A 17174-nucleotide genomic window follows, 5' to 3' on the forward strand; every position below is an offset into this window, starting at 1 on the left:
GGGGGGCATCAAGCGTTCTGGCGGTGCTGCTTTTCCAGTTTCTTCTTGATCCGGTCGCGTTTGAGCGTGGACAGGTAATCGACGAACAATTTGCCGTTGAGGTGGTCGCATTCGTGCTGGATGCACACGGCGAGCAGGCCTTCGGCGATCAGTTCATAGGGCTTGCCGTCGCGGTCCAGCGCCTTGATCTTGACCTTTTGCGGCCGGTCGACGTTTTCGTAGAAACCCGGTACCGACAGGCAGCCTTCCTGGTATTGATCCATCTCTTCGGTCAGCGATTCGAACTCAGGGTTGATGAACACCCGCGGTTCGGTGCGGTCTTCGGAAAGGTCCATCACGACGATACGTTTGTGCACGTTGACCTGGGTCGCGGCAAGGCCGATGCCCGGCGCTTCATACATTGTTTCAAACATGTCATCGACCAACTGACGCACTTCGTCGTCCACTACGGCCACAGGCTTGGCGATAGTGCGCAGACGCGGGTCCGGGAATTCGAGGATGTTTAAAATGGCCATAGGCTTTGATTGCTGCACACGTTGAGTAAAGTCGGGCGATGGCCTGGCAGGTCCGAAGATGCAGGCTACCGTTGTGAAGCGTAGCTTGTGCATTTTGCACAAGCGAGCCACGGGGGCTCTGACGGTTCACGCGAATGCACATGATAAAGGGATTCACTGCATGAGGAAAACACTACTCGCCCTGCTGCTGTTGGCTTCGGCCGGCGTGGCGCACGGGCAAGTGCAACTCAGGGATGGTTTTCCACAGCAATACACGGTGGTTTCGGGGGATACGCTCTGGGACATTTCCGGCAAATACCTGCGCGAGCCCTGGCAGTGGCCACAACTGTGGCGGGCCAATCCGCAAATCGAAAACCCCAACCTGATCTACCCCGGCGACACGCTGACGCTCAGCTACGTCAACGGCCAACCGCGTCTGACGCTCAATCGTGGCGAGTCGCGCGGCACTATCAAGCTCTCGCCACGTATTCGCACCAGCCCGGTGGCCGAGGCGATTCCGAGCATTCCGCTGAAATCGATCAACAGTTTTCTGCTGAGCAACCGCATCGTCGACAAGGTCGAGGATTTCGACAAGGCACCGTACATCGTCGCGGGTGACGCCGAACGCGTGCTCAGCGGCACTGGCGACCGCATCTTCGCGCGGGGCCATTTCGACCCGAATCAGCCGGTGTACGGCATCTTCCGCCAGGGCAAGGTCTACACCGACCCGCAGACCAAGGAATTCCTCGGGATCAACGCCGACGACATCGGCGGTGGCGAAATCGTCGCCACCGAAGGCGACGTTGCCACCCTCGCCCTGCAACGCACCACTCAGGAAGTACGCCTCGGCGACCGTTTGTTCAGTGGCGAAGAGCGTTCGATCAACTCGACCTTCATGCCCAGCGCGCCAACGACCAGCATCAACGGCGTGATCATCGATGTGCCGCGCGGCGTCACCCAAATCGGCGTGATGGACGTGGTCACCCTGAACAAGGGCAAGCGCGATGGTCTGGCCGAAGGCAACGTGCTGGTGGTGATGAAAACCGGCGAAACCGTGCGTGACCGCATCACCGGCCAGCCGCTGAAAATTCCCGACGAACGCGCTGGATTGCTGATGGTGTTCCGCACCTACGACAAACTCAGCTACGGCCTCGTGCTCAACGCATCGCGCTCGCTGGCGGTGCTCGACAAGGTACGCAATCCGTAAGCGTGCTTCACAAGTTACCAACAGAGTTATCCACAGCTTGTTCCGAATGGTTCGGGGCTTATAACGATCAAGGATGATCCATCATGTTGCCTGTCTGTACGCCGATTTCCCCGGCGGAACTGGAAGCGCGCTTGCGCCTGCACCGCTTGCCGGATGTCGGCCCCAAGCGTTTTGCGAAATTGCTCGAAGCCTTCGGCTCGGCCTCCAAAGCCATCAGCGCGCCGGCCAGTGCCTGGCGTTCGTTGGGATTGCCCTCGGCAAGTGCTGAAGCGCGGCGTTGTCCCGAAGTTCGCGACGGCGCCAGCCATGCAATGCGCTGGCTAGAGGGGTCGGAACATCATTTGCTGATGTGGGACCAGCCGGACTATCCGGCGTTGCTGGCGCAGATTCCTGACCCGCCGCCACTGTTATTCGTTGCGGGTGATCCGCTGATTCTGGAAAAGCCGCAACTGGCGATGGTGGGCAGTCGCCGCGCTTCGCGTCCGGGCATGGATACGGCGGCGGCGTTTTCCCGCAGCCTCGCCGGGGCCGGATTTGTCATTACCAGCGGTCTGGCGCTGGGCATCGATGCCGCCGCGCATCAGGCCGCGCTGGATGTTGGCGGGTTGACGGTCGGTGTGCTCGGCACGGGGCTGGAAAATTTTTATCCACAGCGCAATCGGCGCCTGGCTGACGCGATGATTGCGTCCGGCAGCGCGGTGCTTTCGGAATTCCCGCTGGACGCCGGGCCGACGGCGAGCAACTTCCCGCGGCGGAACCGGATCATCAGTGGTTTGTCCCTCGGCGTGCTGGTGGTCGAGGCGAGTGTGGCCAGTGGCTCGCTGATTACCGCGCGGCTGGCGGCAGAACAGGGGCGCGAGGTTTATGCCATTCCCGGTTCGATTCATCATCCCGGGGCGCGCGGTTGCCATCAATTGATTCGCGATGGCGCGGTGCTGGTGGAAACCATCGAGCATATCCTCGAAGCCCTGCGCGGTTGGCAGCATCTGCCACTATCCACTGACACGGCGAACGTCGATCACCCGTTGCTCAGCCTGCTCCACGCGGCCCCGCACACCAGCGAAGGCTTGGCCGACAGCAGCGGCTGGGCGTTGCCCAAAGTGCTGGCGGCACTCACCGAACTGGAAATGGACGGCCGTGCAGTGTGTGAAAACGGTCGCTGGTTGGCCAGGACACGCTAGGTTTTACAAGGAAGATCGGTAAACTGCGCGAAACCTGTTTGCGGAGAGTTTTTTCATGGTTAACAGTTGGCGTGTGCAACAAGCCGCACGAGAGATTCGCGCCGGGGCGGTGATTGCCTATCCAACCGAAGCCGTCTGGGGGCTGGGTTGCGACCCGTGGAACGAAGAGGCCGTGGATCGGTTGCTGGCGATCAAGAATCGTTCGGTAGACAAGGGCCTGATTCTGGTCGCCGACAACATTCGCCAGTTCGACTTCCTGTTCGAAGACTTCCCGCAGGAGTGGATCGACCGTATGGCCAGCACCTGGCCGGGGCCAAATACCTGGCTAGTGCCGCACCAGAATCTGTTGCCGGAATGGGTCACCGGGGTGCATGACACCGTGGCACTACGGGTCAGTGATCATCCGCAAGTGCGCGATCTGTGCTCGATGGTCGGGCCATTGATTTCGACCTCTGCCAACCCGCAGGGCCGCCCGGCGGCGCGCACCCGATTGCGTGTCGAGCAGTATTTCCGTGGGCAGATCGATCTGATACTGGGCGGGCAACTGGGTGGGCGCAAGAACCCCAGCGTGATCCGTGATCTGGCGACCGGCAAAGTCATTCGTCCCGACTGATCCAGCCTCGAACATTTGTAACGTGTAGTACTCCTAGCCTTGGCGGCGAGGAGTACTACACGTGCCTGCGATTTATCCTGCAATGACGCTTCTTGTTGCGTCGGAAAAATCCTCAACTGCCTGAATTAACTGAATTTTCCCACCTGATTATCAGACCGCGTTTCGTGGCGGTATCGCCAAAAGCAACCATCCTTTCCCTGCACTCGAAACACTTCGATAAGTTAAGGTCTGCGGAGAAAGAATGGACACTACGGATTTGCAACTCACGGATTACCTGCAGGCGCTCCAGGTGACGTTAAACAGTCATCAGGAGGGGTGTCGTATCGTGATGCTTGAAGCGGGGTCGGATACCCAAGTGTTCGATCGGTTTATCGAACGGCAATTTCGGCTTCGGCTGCAGCATTACATGCTGACGTCCAGGGCGCGGATGCTCGAAACCCGACTGGTGACACGGTCGCGCAGCACCCACTTTCTGCTGTATCGGCACGAGCAACTGCTGGCGGTATTGAGGGCCACTCCGGCGCCGTTCGAGTGGGCATCGCTGGCGCAGCAACATGTTTCGCCTACGGTGGCGTTGTCACGCCATGTCGAACTCAGTCGCTTGATCTCGCTCGCGCCCAGCCAACAGCCCATTGCCGTCAACAGTCTGCTGGCGGCCGCTGCCGAGTGGGCCATAAAACAGGGTTATCAAGGTGTCACAGCGTTGTGCAGGGCATCGCAGCTGCGCCTGTACCAGCGTTTCGGTCTGATGCCGGTCGCCTCTAATCCCTTGCCTATTGAGCAGCGCGCACGCGGTGATTACTGGGTGTTGTCAGCCGAGTGGCGGCAAATCCTTGCAGCGGTTCAACAGTCTGATCCCGCGACTGTCGGTCATTGGGCGCAAAAACCGTTGGCGAGTCATCCACCGAGGTTTTGAACACGCTCGAACCGTCCTGCCAGTCAGGGTTGTGAAACCCTGACTGGCAGGACGTCGGGAGGTATCAAGGCAGCAGGACGGTGGAACCGGTGGTGCGTCGCGCCGACAGTTCGGTTTGCGCCTTCGCCGCATCAGCCAGCGGATAACGCTGGCTGACATCCACCTTCAACTTGCCGCTGATGATCATCTCGAACAGTTCATCGGCCATTCGCTGCAGGTTCTCGGCATTGTTGGCATAAGTCGCCAGTGTCGGCCGGGTTACATAGAGCGAGCCCTTGGCGGCAAGAATGCCCAGGTTCACCCCGTCCACCGCGCCGGAAGCATTACCGAAGCTCACGACCAGGCCGCGTGGCGACACGCTGTCGAGGGACGTCAGCCAGGTGTCCTTGCCGACGCCGTCATAGACCACCGGGACTTTTTTGCCGTCAGTCAATTCGAGCACGCGCTGTGCAACGTTTTCATGGCTGTAATCGATCGTCGCCCAAGCGCCGTTGGCCTTGGCCAGTTCGGCTTTCTCTTTGGAGCTGACGGTGCCGATCAGCTTCACGCCTAACGCTTTGGCCCATTGGCAGGCCAGTGAACCGACACCGCCGGCCGCCGCGTGGAACAGAATGGTTTCGCCACCCTCGAGCTCATAGGTCTGGCGCAGCAGATATTGCACGGTCAGGCCCTTGAGCATTACGCCGGCAGCCGTTTCGAAACTGATTTCGTCGGGCAGATGCACCAGATTGTCTTGGGGTAGCACATGCAATTCGCTGTAAGCGCCCAATGGACCGCTGCCATAGGCGACGCGATCACCGACCTTGAAGCGGGTGACGTCGCTGCCCACGGCATCGACGATGCCCGCGCCTTCAGCGCCCAAGCCGGACGGCAAGGCGGGTGGCGCGTACAGACCGCTGCGGTAATAGGTGTCGATGAAGTTCAGGCCGATCGCCTTGTTGGCCACGCGCACTTGATTCGGGCCGGGTGCGGCGGGTTGGTAATCAACATATTCGAGCACTTCCGGGCCGCCGTGGGCGTGGAACTGGATACGCTTTGCCATCTGCCTGCTCTCCGTGGGTCTTTTGTGAGCCCCCTATCCAACTCCCATGCTTGATCTTCGTCAACTGCGGCGGGCTGTTGTGCGGTGGTATGCTACGCGCCCATTTGCGTCGCCCGTCTGCCGGGGCGCCGCCCGATTCAAGGTGAAGCCATGACGACCCGCACCGACGCCGTAAAGGCCTATCTGCTCGACCTGCAAGACCGCATCTGCGCGGCTCTCGAAACCGAAGACGGCGGCACGCGCTTTGTCGAAGACGCCTGGACCCGGCCGGCTGGCGGTGGCGGTCGTACCCGCGTGATCGAGAACGGTACGCTGATCGAAAAGGGCGGCGTCAACTTTTCCCACGTCTTCGGCAGCGGTCTGCCACCGTCGGCCAGCGCTCATCGGCCGGAACTGGCTGGTCGCGGTTTCGAAGCGCTCGGGGTGTCGCTGGTGATCCATCCGCACAACCCGCACGTACCAACGTCTCACGCCAATGTGCGCTTTTTCATCGCCGAGAAGGAAGGTGAAGAGCCCGTCTGGTGGTTCGGCGGCGGCTTTGACCTGACCCCGTATTACGGCAATGAAGCAGATTGCATCCACTGGCACCGCATTGCCGAACAGGCCTGCGCGCCTTTCGGGGCAGACGTTTATCCGCGCTACAAGGCCTGGTGCGACACCTACTTCCACATCAAGCATCGCCACGAACCACGCGGCATCGGCGGCCTGTTCTTTGATGATCTGAATGAGTGGGACTTCGACACCAGCTTCGCCTTCATGCGGGCGATTGGCGACGCTTACATCGATGCCTATTTGCCGATCGTGCAGCGCCGCAAGAACGATGCCTTCACGGCTCAGCAGCGCGAGTTCCAGGAATTCCGTCGTGGCCGTTACGTCGAGTTCAATCTGGTCTACGACCGTGGCACCTTGTTCGGTCTGCAGTCGGGCGGGCGTACCGAGTCGATCCTGATGTCGCTGCCGCCGCAAGTGCGCTGGGGTTACGACTGGAAAGCCGAGCCTGGCAGCGAAGAAGCACGCCTGACCGAGTACTTCCTGCAAGACCGCGACTGGCTGGCCGAGGCCTGAGGACATCTGATGGATCGTTACGTCGTTTTCGGTAACCCGATCGGCCACAGCAAATCGCCGATGATTCACAAGCTGTTCGCCGAGCAGACCGGCCAGCACCTCGACTACAGCACATTGCTGGCGCCGCTCGACGATTTCGCCGGCTGCGCCACGGCGTTTTTCCAGGAAGGGCGTGGCGCCAACGTCACCGTGCCGTTCAAGGAAGACGCCTATCGTCTGGCCAACAGCCTGACCGCGCGCGCGCAGCGTGCCGGTGCGGTCAACACCTTGAGCAAACTGGCCGATGGCACGCTGCTGGGTGACAACACTGACGGCGCCGGGCTGGTGCGAGATCTGACGGTGAACGCCGGGTTCAGCCTGACCGGCAAGCGTATTCTGCTGCTCGGCGCCGGTGGTGCGGTGCGAGGGGCATTGGAGCCGTTGCTGGCGGAACAACCGGCCTCGGTGATCATCGCCAATCGGACGGTGGACAAGGCTGAGCTGCTGGCCGAGTTGTTCTGCGACCTCGGGCCGGTCTCGGCCAGTGGTTTCGACTGGTTGCGTGAGCCGGTGGACGTGATCATCAACGCCACCTCGGCAAGCCTGAGCGGCGACGTGCCGCCGATTGCGCCGAGCCTGATCGAGCCGGGCAAGACCCTCTGTTACGACATGATGTACGGCAAGGAGCCGACCGCATTCTGCCGCTGGGCCAGTGAACAAGGCGCGGCGGTGGCGATGGATGGCTTGGGGATGTTGGCTGAGCAGGCGGCTGAGGCGTTCTTCCTGTGGCGTGGCGTGCGCCCTGATACCGCACCGGTACTCGCCGAGCTACGCCGCCAGTTGGCCCAATAAATAGCCATGTGGGAGCGAGCCTGCTCGCGAAAGCGGTCTGTCTGACACATCAATGTTGGATGTGCCGCAGTCTTCGCGAGCAGGCTCGCTCCCACAAGGATTACCTCGATCGCCAATCAATCCTCAAACCGGATCGGGCATTTCTCCGGCCCTTCCAGCTTCCGCAACTCCTCCACCACCTGCGTCCGCGCCCCGCGCAAGGTCAAGCTGCGATTCTGACTCAGCAAGCGTCGCGCCTCCTGATGCAGCATCTCCACCCCCGAATAATCGATGAAGTTGATCTGCTGCGCCTCGATCACCACTCGCGCACCGTGCATGCGCTGCAGGCGCACTTGCAGGTAATGGCTGGCGCCGAAAAAGATTGAACCGCCGACACGCAACACATCGTCTTCGCCGTCACGCCAATGCTGCACGCGCGGTTGCGAGGTGCGCTTGAGGTAGAAAAACAGCGAGGCCAGCACACCGGCATAAATAGCCGTCTGCAATTCCAGCAACAAGGTCGCCAGACAGGTCAGGGCCATGACCACGAACTCGGCGCGGCTGACGCGCAGCAATGAGCGAATGCCGCGATGATCCACCAGTCCCCAGGCAATCAGCAGAATGCTCCCGGCCATCGCCGGGATAGGAATGTGCGCGATCAGCCCCGCGCCAAAAATCGCAAACAACGCCACCCAGATCGCGGAAAACACCCCGGCCAATGGCGAACACGCGCCCGCTTCGTAACTGAGGCCCGAGCGGGTGAACGACCCGGCCGACAGCGATCCGGAGAAGAACGCGCCGACGATATTCGACAAGCCCTGTGCACGGACTTCCTGATTGGCATCGAGCAATTGCTGCGACCGCGCCGAAATCGAGCGCGCAATCGACAGACTGGTGACCAGCCCGAGCATGCCCACTGCCACGGCACTGGGCAGCAACCGCAGGATCAAGTCCAGATCCAGCGGCAATCCACTGAACGGTGGCAACCGCCCAACGAATGCGCTGACCAGATGCACATGGTCGAACATCGCCGGCCACAGCCATACCAACAAGCTGGCCAGTACCAAAGTGATCAACAGCGTCGGCCAGCGCGGCAGCAGTTGTTTGAGCACCAAGCCGACGATTACGGTAGCTACGCCCAAGACCAGGGAAGGCTTATCCACAGCCCTGAGGTGTTGCAGCAGATCCATCAAACTGGCCAGTGCAGTGGCTTTCGCCGGTAACTCCAGGCCCAACAGGTTCGGCAACTGGCCGATAGCAATCACCACCGCCGCGCCGAGGGTGAACCCCAGCACCACCGAATGCGAGACGAAATTCACCAGCGCGCCGAAGCGCAATAAACCGAGCAGCCACTGGAAAATTCCCGCAAGCAAGGTCAGCAGCAGGATCAGGGTGATGTAATCCTGCGAGGCCGGCACCGCCAAGGGACTGACACTGGCAAACAGCACAATCGAAATCGCCGCCGTCGGGCCGCAGATCAAATGCCACGACGATCCCCACAGGCAGGCGATCAGCACCGGAATGATCGCGGCATACAATCCGTACTCGGGTGGGAGGCCGGCGATCAACGCGTAGGCAATCGACTGGGGTAACGCGAGAATCGCACCACTGAGACCGACGATCAGATCCCGTCCGACGCTGGCGCGGGTTTGTCGCGGCAACCAGGTGAGAAAGGGGAAGAGAGAGTGGCGGCTGGGGAAGGCCATGGGTCCTCGCGGTTGGAGTTTTGTTCAAGGTTATCAGGGTGTCAGGGGAAAGACCCCTCACCCTAACCCTCTCCCGGAGGGAGAGGGAACTGACCGTGGTGAATGAGGGAGGTACGCCGACCTGAGATATCCAGTCGAACTCAGGTTCTGAACAGCATAAGGATCGGCTCCCTTCCCCCTCGCCCCCTTGGGGGAGAGGGTTGGGGTGAGGGGGCAAAAATCTCAAGCCGGGCACAACTCCAGCAACCCTGCGATCAAAGCTTTGCCTTAACCGCCGCCAACGCATCCTTGCCATCCACGGTCTTCACCCCATCCAGCCACTTGTCCAGTACTCCCGGATTCGCCTTGATCCACGCCTTTGCCGCTTCGGCATTGCTGACTTTTTTGTTCACCACCTCGGCCATGATGCTGTTCTCCATTTCCTGAGTGAACGATAGATTGGTCAGCAATTTACCCACGTTCGGACAGGCCTCGGCGTAACCCTTGCGGGTCAACGTGAACACACTGCCGGTGTCGCCGAAGTATTTCTCGCCACCCTTCAGGTAATGCATCTTCAATTGCACGTTCATCGGGTGCGGGGTCCAGCCGAGGAAGGTGACGAATTTCTGTTTCTTCACCGCTCGCGACACTTCAGCCAGCATCGCCTGCTCGCTGGACTCGATCAGCTTCCACTGGCCCATGTCGAAGTCGTTCTTCTTGATGATTTCCTGCAGCGAGATATTTGCCGGCGCGCCCGAGCCGATGCCGTAGATCTTGCGCTCGAACTTGTCCGCGTATTTGTTCAGGTCGGCAAAGTTATGCACACCGGCATCCCACACGTAGTCCGGTACAGCGAGAGTGAATTCGGTGCCGTCGAGGTTCTTCGCCAGTTGCGTGACATCGCCGGTGGCGACGAACTTGTCGTAGAAGCCCTGCTGCGCCGGCATCCAGTTGCCGAGAAAGACATCCACCTGGCCGTCTTTCAAACCGCCGAAGGTAATCGGCACCGCGAGGGTGTCGACCTTGGCCTTGTAGCCCATGCCGTCCAGCAGAAACCCGGTGATGGCGTTGGTCGCGGCGATGTCGCTCCAGCCCGGGTCGGCCATTTTCACCGTGTCGCAGCTTGGCTCGGCGAAGGCCGAGGCGCTGCTCAGCGCGAGCAGGCCAACCGTCACTACTGTGGATAACTTACGCATGGACTTCCCCTTAACATTATTGGTTTTGGCAGGGTTGTGGATAACGTGCTTTGCGCTCCAGATCATCGAGGTCGATGTGGTTGCGCATGTACTGCTGACTGGCGTCCACCAGTGGCTGGTGATCCCAGCTCTTCAGCTTGCCGATGGTCAACGCGTCGGCGACAAATCGGCGACGGCGCTGGCTGGCGAGGACTTGCCGGTGAATCGCCGGAATGTCCCATTTGGCCCGTGCTTCGGCGAGAAAATCGTCGAAAAGCTGGCGATGCTGTGGCGATTGGCTGAGTTCTTCCAGTTCACGCGGATCGTTATCTACGTCGAAGAGCAGGCAAGGGTCGCTTTCACTGTAGATAAATTTGAAGGCGCCGCGGCGGATCATCATCAGCGGGCTGATGGTGCCTTCTGCCATGTATTCGCCGAACACTTCGTTATGACCGCCCTGCCCTTGCAGGTGTGATACCAGCGACCGGCCATCTAGCGGCAGACTAGGGTCCAGGACGCCGCCGGCCAGTTCAACGAAGGTCGGCAACAGGTCAGCGGTCGACACGGCTGCGCTAACCCGCCCGGCATCGAACTGGCCTGGGGCACTTATCAACAGGGGCACGCGGGCCGCCATTTCGTACCAATGCATTTTGTACCAAAGGCCCTTTTCCCCGAGCATGTCGCCGTGGTCACCGGAGAAGACAATAATGGTGTCATCGATCAGCCCGGTTTCTTCGAGGGTTTGCAGAAGTTTGCCGACGTTGGCGTCGATATAGCTGCACGCACCGAAGTACGCCCGGCGTGCATCGCGGATCTTATCCACAGGTAGCGGCTTGTCCCACAGGTCGTACACCTTGAGCAAACGCTGCGAGTGCGGATCGAGTTCGTGTTGATCCGGCGTCATGGGAAGCGGGATATCGGCATCGTCGTACAAATCCCAGAATGCCTTGGGAATCGTGTACGGGTCGTGTGGATGGGTCATCGACACGGTCAGGCAAAACGGCTGGTCGCCCTCCTCGCGGATGTGATCGAACAGGTATTGCTGCGCCTTGAACACCACCTCTTCATCGAAATCCAGTTGATTGGTGCGCACGCACGGCCCGGCCTGCAGCACCGAAGACATGTTGTGATACCAGCTCGGCCGCACATCCGGCTCATCCCAGTTCACGGCCCAACCGTAGTCAGCCGGGTAGATATCGCTGGTCAGGCGTTCTTCATAACCGTGCAGCTGGTCCGGACCGCAGAAGTGCATCTTGCCGGACAGCGCGGTGCGGTAGCCGAGGCGGCGCAGGTAGTGCGCGTAGGTCGGAATGTCGGCGGGGAAGTCGGCGGCATTGTCGTAGGCGCCGATCTTGCTCGGCAACTGGCCGCTGACCAAGGTGAAACGCGACGGCGCGCACAACGGGCTGTTGCAGTAAGCGGCGTCGAACACCACGCCTTGGGCGGCGAGGCGGGAAAGATTCGGCAGTTTGATCGGCGAAGGGCCGTAGAACGGCAACATTGGCGCGGCCATCTGATCGGCCATGATGAAAAGAATATTTTTGCGCTTCATGTGATCGCGGCATTCCATAGTGAATATTTATGCGACATTGCTGCGATCGAGCATGGAGCCCATGCTATATCCGGTAAAGCCCGCGCCGGACAATGACTAGGATAAGCACAGCTTATGTATGACGCCTTGGGAAACCTGTCTCTCGATCTGTTGCGAGCCTTCGAGGCCGCAGCCCGGCATCGCAGTTTTACCGCGGCGGCAGTCGAGCTTGGCACTACGCAACCAGCAATCAGTCAGCAGATCAAACGGCTGGAAGAACAGCTCGGCACGCGGTTGTTTGACCGGATCTACCGAGGGATCGGGCTGACCGAGGTGGGTGCGATCCTGTTCGAGCAAGTTACCCTCGGTTTACAGAATATCGACGCAGGATTGAGCGCAATCAGCTCACAACAGCAACATGAGGTGCTGCAAGTCGCCACCGATTTCGCCTTCGCCGCTTATTGGCTGATGCCACGCCTGCACCGCTTTCACGAAGCCAATCCGCAGGTCGACGTCAGCCTCGTGACCAGCGAACGCAACCACAATATGCTGCGCACCGATATCGATGTGGCAATCCTGTTTGGCGACGGGCGCTTCAAGCAGGGCGAAAGCCATTGGTTGTTCAGCGAAGAAGTGTTTCCGGTGTGCAGCCCGCAATTACTCAAGGAACGCGCCCTACCCTTGCCTGCTCAGGCGTTGCTGGAGTTTCCGCTGCTGCACCTGCGTGGGGAAAACAGCAGCAACTGGTTTGACTGGAGCGGTCTGTTTCGCCAGTTGGGCATCACTTCGCCGCCAGCACCGGGGCAATTGCGCTTCGACAATTACACGCTGTTGATTCAAGCGGCGATTGGCGGGCAAGGCGTGGCGATTGGCTGGCGCCACCTTGTGGATAACTTGCTGAGTCAGGGTTTGCTGTGCCGACCCATTGCCGAAACGACCCTGTCGCGCCTCGGTTATTACGTAGTGCTGCCGCAGCGCAAGCGTCGGGGGGCGCTGATTCAGCAATTTGTCGATTGGTTGATGGCGGAACAGGCAACCAGCGCGCAATCCTTGAGTGGACTCGCACTACCTTCGATTGCGGTTTGAAGGTCAAAAGATCGCAGCCTTCGGCAGCTCCGACACGGATCACATGTAAGCGCTGCCGAAGGCTGCGATCTTTTACGAATCTGAAGCCGCAACGAAATTCACATGCTGCCCTACATGCAAATTCAGCCTTAGCTCATCGGCAATCCCCACCGCCACGCGATTCAGCCGCTCCAGCGGTTCGGCCAGTCCCGGTTCCAGATTGCCGCCGACCTGACTGAAATGCTCAATCGTCAGCCCGGCCACGCCATGGGGCGCATTGACCAGCGTCCAGTGCAGCGGGCTGCTTTGCACGGCTTCGCGAATTTCTTCGGCAGCATGACGTTGCAGGCGATCATCAACATCCGGCTCATCGAGTACGGCAAAGTCGCCCACCAGAAACAGCCGCGACACACTGGCCGCTTGCAGGCCATCGACCAGTGCGTCGACGGCCAGTACTTGCTCGACCGGTCCGAGCACAACCGAGCGTTCAACCTGATCGCTGCTGAACGGCAACCCCGGCGCATCCAGTAAACAGATAACCGCCGAACTGCCGGCCACACTCTGATTGACCCGTTCCGAGTCGAACAAATCGCCCGTTTTGGTGCGCAATCCAGGACGCGGCGCGAGTGCGGTCAAATCGTCGAGGATGGCGATGACTTCGTGCTGACGACGCAGCAATTCAGCCATCAACGCGCTGCCCAGGCTACTCATGGCACCATAGAGCACCACTTTTACCGCCGGGGTTTCGGCATTTTTCATGGCTGATCCCTTTTCTTATCCCTTGTATGGCGTGTGACATACGAGCAACGCCGAGGGTTCGAATCGATTCAGAGGCTTTCAGATGCAAGCGATCAAGGGCTATCACGCCCACATCTATTTCGACGCGGAAACCATCGATCAGGCGCGGACCTTGTGCGAGCAGGCCGCGCAGTTGTTTCCGCTGAAAATGGGCCGCGTCCACGAACGACCGGTCGGCCCGCACCCGGACTGGAGTTGCCAACTGGCCTTCGGCCCCGAACTGATTGCTGATGTGCTGCCATGGCTGGCGCTGAACCGCAAAGGCCTGGTGGTGTTTCTGCACCCGGACACCGGCGATGACTTGCTCGACCATACGGAGCACGCGATCTGGATGGGCGCGATCCGAACGCTGGACCTGTCTGTTTTTTGATCAAATCGTTTCTTCTGCCTCGCCTGGCAGATGCTCGTCCAGATGCAGCCAGGGCAATTGGCTGTCAGTCCAGATATGCCGCTCGGCCGGTGCCAACCCCGGCTGATCCAGCGTGGCGATGGTCACGTCGATGCTCTGCGGGCTGAGCAACGTCACCAATGCCAGTTGCGCACCGCAGTCGGGGCAGAAGAACCGCGCGCAACGGGCCGACGAGTCATAACGCGCCGGCGCAGCGGCGAGCCATTGAAAATTCGCTGCCGGCACGGTGATCCAGGTGGTGACGATGCCGCCACTGACCTTGCGGCAGATCGAACAATGGCAATGGGCGATGTCCTGCAACCCCCCGCTGAACTGATAACGAATGTGTCCGCAATGGCAGCCGCCGCTGTGCAATTCGCTCATGGTCAAAGCCCTCCTTCCCGTGTTCATTGACTCTGGATCGCATCCGACGGCCGGTTGACCGTTCGTTCAAAGCTTTCTGCAGCGAAAGGTAGCTGAAAGCTTCCCCGATTAGGATCGCCTCCACTTCCGGCAACAGACCGGTTGGCCAACGCGTGTGATACCTCGCACGAACGGCCCAATTAACAACAACAATGGTGATTCTGATGTCCTCTGTAGCCCGCCTCCTCGCTTCAACTCCGCCCGTACGTCTCGTGCTTCCCGTTCTGTGCTGATCGGCCCGATCTGCTCATTTAACTAGCCGCGCTACGCCTGGAGTATTCCCATGCTGACTTTCCTTGGCTTCGCCATGGTCATCACGTTCATGTTCCTGATCATGACCAAGCGCCTGTCTGCGCTGATCGCTCTGATCATCATCCCGATCGTCTTCGCCCTGTTCGGTGGCTTTGCACCGAAGATCGGCCCGATGATGCTCGAAGGCATCACCAAGCTGGCGCCGACTGGCGTGATGCTGATGTTCGCCATTCTGTATTTCGCCCTGATGATCGACTCCGGCCTGTTCGACCCGGCCGTGCGCAAGATCCTCAAACTGGTCAAGGGTGACCCGCTGAAGGTTTCGGTCGGCACCGCCGTACTGGCGCTCGTCGTTTCCCTCGATGGTGACGGCGCGACCACTTATATGATCTGCGTGGCCGCCATGCTGCCGCTGTACAGCCGCATCGGCATGAGCCCGCGGATCATGGCCGGTCTGATCATTCTCGCCGGTGGCGTGATGAACATGACCCCGTGGGGTGGCCCGACTGCCCGTGCCGCGAGTGCGCTGCATGTCGACCCGTCGGACATCTTCGTGCCGATGATCCCGGCCATGGCCGCGGGTGTAGTGGCGATTCTGGTTATCGCTTATTTCTACGGTAAACGTGAGCGGGCGCGTCTGGGTGAATTGCACTTGGTCGGCGACGACATCGATCACAGCGAAATCAGCGTGTCGCAATTCCCGGATGCGCGCCGTCCGAAACTGATCTGGTTCAACGGCGCCCTGACCTTCGGCCTGATGTGCACCCTGATCGCCGGCCTGTTGCCGTTGCCGGTGCTATTCATGGTGGCGTTCAGTATCGCGATGATCGTCAACTACCCTTGCCTGCAAATGCAGAAGGATCGCGTCGCGGCTCATGCCGGTAGCGTGCTGGCAGTGGTCGGGCTGATCTTTGCGGCGGGTATCTTCACCGGTATCCTGTCGGGCACCGGCATGGTCGATGCGATGTCGAAGAGCCTGTTGGCGGTGATCCCGGATTTCCTCGGCCCGTACCTGGCGGTAATCACGGCGCTGGTGAGCATGCCGTTCACCTTCTTCATGTCCAACGATGCGTTTTACTATGGCGTGTTGCCGGTGTTGGCTGAAGCCGCCAGTCACTACGGGATCACCGCAGTGGAAATGGCCCGTGCCTCGATCGTCGGTCAGCCCGTCCACTTGCTGAGCCCGTTGGTGCCATCGACGTATCTGTTGGTGGCCCTGGCTGGCATTGATTTTGGTGACCACCAGCGTTTCACCCTGAAATGGGCGATTCTGGTTTGTATCTGCATTCTGATTGCTGCACTGCTGTTGGGGACTTTCCCGGTGTTCAGCACTCTATAAGCCCAAGACTCACCGTTTCGGGTCCTGGCTTCGTGGTTTGAAGCCCGGACCTTTTTCGGTTTAACACTCGCTCAAAGGAATACACATGGATTGGCTGACCAACCCCGAAATCTGGGTTGCCTTCTTCACCCTGACCGCCCTGGAAATCGTTCTGGGCATCGATAACATCATCATGATTTCGATCCTGGTCAGCCGCATGCCCAAACACATGCAGCAGCGCACCCGGATCTTCGGTCTTGGCCTGGCCATGGTCACGCGAATCCTGTTGCTGCTGTCGATCACCTGGGTCATGCGCCTTACCGCCGACCTGTTCGAAGTGTTCGGCCAGGGCATTTCCGGTCGTGACCTGATCTTGTTCTTCGGTGGTCTGTTCCTGCTGTGGAAGAGCTCGCAAGAGATGTACCACGCGCTGGAAGGCGAAGACGAAAGCGACGAAACCCCAGGTGGCAAGGGTGGCAACTTCCTTTACACCATCATCCAGATCGCGATCATCGACATCGTCTTCTCGCTGGATTCGGTAATCACGGCGGTGGGCATGGTGTCCCACGTGCCGGTGATGGTCGCGGCGATCGTCGTGGCGGTGCTGGTGATGATGCTGGCCTCGGGCAAGATCAGCGAGTTCATCGACAAGCACCCATCGCTGAAAATGCTGGCGCTGTCGTTCTTGCTGGTGGTCGGTACCGTGCTGATTGCCGAGTCGTTCGACGTGCACGTGCCGAAAGGCTACGTCTACTTCGCCATGGCGTTCTCGCTGGCCGTTGAAGCGATCAACATCAAACTGCGCGGCGCGATGGCCAAGAAGAGACAGCAGCAGGATCCGGTGAAACTGCGCAAGGACATTCCGGGCCAATAACCCGGTAATCCAGGCGCACGCAATACCCCCTGTGGGAGCGAGCCTGCTCGCGAAAACGGAGTGTCAGTCGACAACAATGTTGGCTGATCCACCGCTTTCGCGAGCAGGCTCGCTCCCACATTTGTTTAGGTGCACTGAATAACCTGGGTCAGACACAAGACCTGTAGGAGTGAGCCTGCTCGCGATAGTGGTCTGTCAGTCACAACAAAGTTGAAGCTGATGGCCCTATCGCGAGCAGGCTCACTCCTACAGGGGATCGTGTTGATTTCAGTTGAAGCGGATGAAGCGCTTTTCATGACACTTTTGTTTCAATCAACACTTTAGCTGTGCAATGCTG

Annotated in this window: 17 protein-coding genes; 10 read left to right on the forward strand and 7 right to left on the reverse strand. The window is 59.7% G+C overall.

Translation table 11 applies throughout. From position 1 onward, the window contains the following. Positions 1-8 precede the first annotated feature (8 nt). On the reverse strand, positions 9-515 hold the full coding sequence (gene def, locus BK670_RS28925) for a peptide deformylase (RefSeq protein ID WP_038359594.1): 507 nt from the start codon (positions 513-515) through the stop codon (positions 9-11). 160 nt (positions 516-675) lie between these two features. On the opposite strand from def, the gene BK670_RS28930 reads away from it, so the two are divergent. From BK670_RS28930 to BK670_RS28945, 4 genes are all read left to right on the forward strand, one after another. Then, on the forward strand, positions 676-1701 hold the full coding sequence (locus BK670_RS28930; protein ID WP_123454932.1) for a LysM peptidoglycan-binding domain-containing protein: 1026 nt from the start codon (positions 676-678) through the stop codon (positions 1699-1701). An 80-nt stretch (positions 1702-1781) separates the two neighbouring features. After that, positions 1782-2882 carry a DNA-processing protein DprA gene (gene dprA / locus BK670_RS28935; protein WP_123454934.1) on the forward strand — a complete coding sequence of 367 codons (1101 nt, stop codon included), beginning with the start codon at positions 1782-1784 and terminating at the stop codon, positions 2880-2882. Between the two features lie 55 nt (positions 2883-2937). Then, positions 2938-3495, forward strand: coding sequence for an L-threonylcarbamoyladenylate synthase type 1 TsaC (gene tsaC, locus BK670_RS28940; protein WP_007962683.1), 558 nt, complete (start codon positions 2938-2940; stop codon positions 3493-3495). Between the two features lie 256 nt (positions 3496-3751). Next, the gene (locus BK670_RS28945; protein WP_259697603.1) at positions 3752-4411 is read left to right on the forward strand and encodes a GNAT family N-acetyltransferase; all 660 of its coding nucleotides are present in this window, start codon (positions 3752-3754) and stop codon (positions 4409-4411) included. A gap of 64 nt (positions 4412-4475) precedes the next feature. Here the strand turns inward: BK670_RS28945 and BK670_RS28950 are convergent, their stop codons facing one another. After that, complete coding sequence (locus tag BK670_RS28950) at positions 4476-5453, reverse strand: NADPH:quinone reductase (protein ID WP_123454938.1); 978 nt, start codon at positions 5451-5453, stop codon at positions 4476-4478. A gap of 150 nt (positions 5454-5603) precedes the next feature. Here BK670_RS28950 and hemF point away from each other — a divergent pair, with 150 nt between their 5' ends. After that, positions 5604-6518, forward strand: coding sequence for an oxygen-dependent coproporphyrinogen oxidase (gene hemF, locus BK670_RS28955; RefSeq protein ID WP_123454941.1), 915 nt, complete (start codon positions 5604-5606; stop codon positions 6516-6518). Between the two features lie 9 nt (positions 6519-6527). Next, a complete protein-coding gene (gene aroE / locus BK670_RS28960) occupies positions 6528-7349 on the forward strand; it encodes a shikimate dehydrogenase (protein WP_123454943.1) in 822 nt (273 codons plus the stop codon). A gap of 116 nt (positions 7350-7465) precedes the next feature. Here aroE and BK670_RS28965 read toward each other — a convergent pair whose 3' ends face one another. The 3 genes from BK670_RS28965 to betC all read right to left on the reverse strand — a co-directional run bounded on the left by BK670_RS28965 (position 7466) and on the right by betC (position 11740). Beyond that, positions 7466-9034 (reverse strand): SulP family inorganic anion transporter, encoded by a 1569-nt coding sequence (locus BK670_RS28965; RefSeq protein ID WP_123454946.1) that lies wholly within the window; start codon positions 9032-9034, stop codon positions 7466-7468. A 254-nt stretch (positions 9035-9288) separates the two neighbouring features. Next, entirely contained in the window at positions 9289-10209 is a 921-nt protein-coding gene (gene choX / locus BK670_RS28970) for a choline ABC transporter substrate-binding protein (RefSeq protein ID WP_123454948.1), read from the reverse strand. A gap of 16 nt (positions 10210-10225) precedes the next feature. Further along, on the reverse strand, positions 10226-11740 hold the full coding sequence (betC, locus tag BK670_RS28975; RefSeq protein ID WP_123454950.1) for a choline-sulfatase: 1515 nt from the start codon (positions 11738-11740) through the stop codon (positions 10226-10228). 114 nt (positions 11741-11854) lie between these two features. Here betC and BK670_RS28980 point away from each other — a divergent pair, with 114 nt between their 5' ends. Next, positions 11855-12805: a choline sulfate utilization transcriptional regulator gene (locus tag BK670_RS28980; RefSeq protein WP_123454952.1), complete on the forward strand. Its 951-nt coding sequence runs from the start codon at positions 11855-11857 to the stop codon at positions 12803-12805. Positions 12806-12877: 72 nt separating this feature from the next. On the opposite strand, the gene BK670_RS28985 is transcribed toward BK670_RS28980, so the two are convergent. Then, on the reverse strand, positions 12878-13543 hold the full coding sequence (locus tag BK670_RS28985) for an NAD(P)-dependent oxidoreductase (RefSeq protein ID WP_123454954.1): 666 nt from the start codon (positions 13541-13543) through the stop codon (positions 12878-12880). Positions 13544-13625: 82 nt separating this feature from the next. On the opposite strand from BK670_RS28985, the gene BK670_RS28990 reads away from it, so the two are divergent. Beyond that, positions 13626-13952 (forward strand): DOPA 4,5-dioxygenase family protein, encoded by a 327-nt coding sequence (locus BK670_RS28990; RefSeq protein WP_123454956.1) that lies wholly within the window; start codon positions 13626-13628, stop codon positions 13950-13952. On the opposite strand, the gene BK670_RS28995 is transcribed toward BK670_RS28990, so the two are convergent. Further along, on the reverse strand, positions 13953-14354 hold the full coding sequence (locus tag BK670_RS28995) for a GFA family protein (protein ID WP_123454958.1): 402 nt from the start codon (positions 14352-14354) through the stop codon (positions 13953-13955). It lies immediately after the preceding gene. Between the two features lie 322 nt (positions 14355-14676). Here BK670_RS28995 and BK670_RS29000 point away from each other — a divergent pair, with 322 nt between their 5' ends. Both BK670_RS29000 and BK670_RS29005 read left to right on the forward strand, forming a co-directional pair. Further along, a complete protein-coding gene (locus BK670_RS29000; protein ID WP_007911819.1) occupies positions 14677-15984 on the forward strand; it encodes a CitMHS family transporter in 1308 nt (435 codons plus the stop codon). An 85-nt stretch (positions 15985-16069) separates the two neighbouring features. Continuing rightward, a complete protein-coding gene (locus BK670_RS29005; protein ID WP_123454961.1) occupies positions 16070-16837 on the forward strand; it encodes a TerC family protein in 768 nt (255 codons plus the stop codon). The last annotated feature ends 337 nt before the right edge of the window (positions 16838-17174 follow it).

The organism is Pseudomonas fluorescens (assembly GCF_003732425.1).
Taxonomy (GTDB): Bacteria; Pseudomonadota; Gammaproteobacteria; order Pseudomonadales; family Pseudomonadaceae; genus Aquipseudomonas; species Aquipseudomonas fluorescens_BE.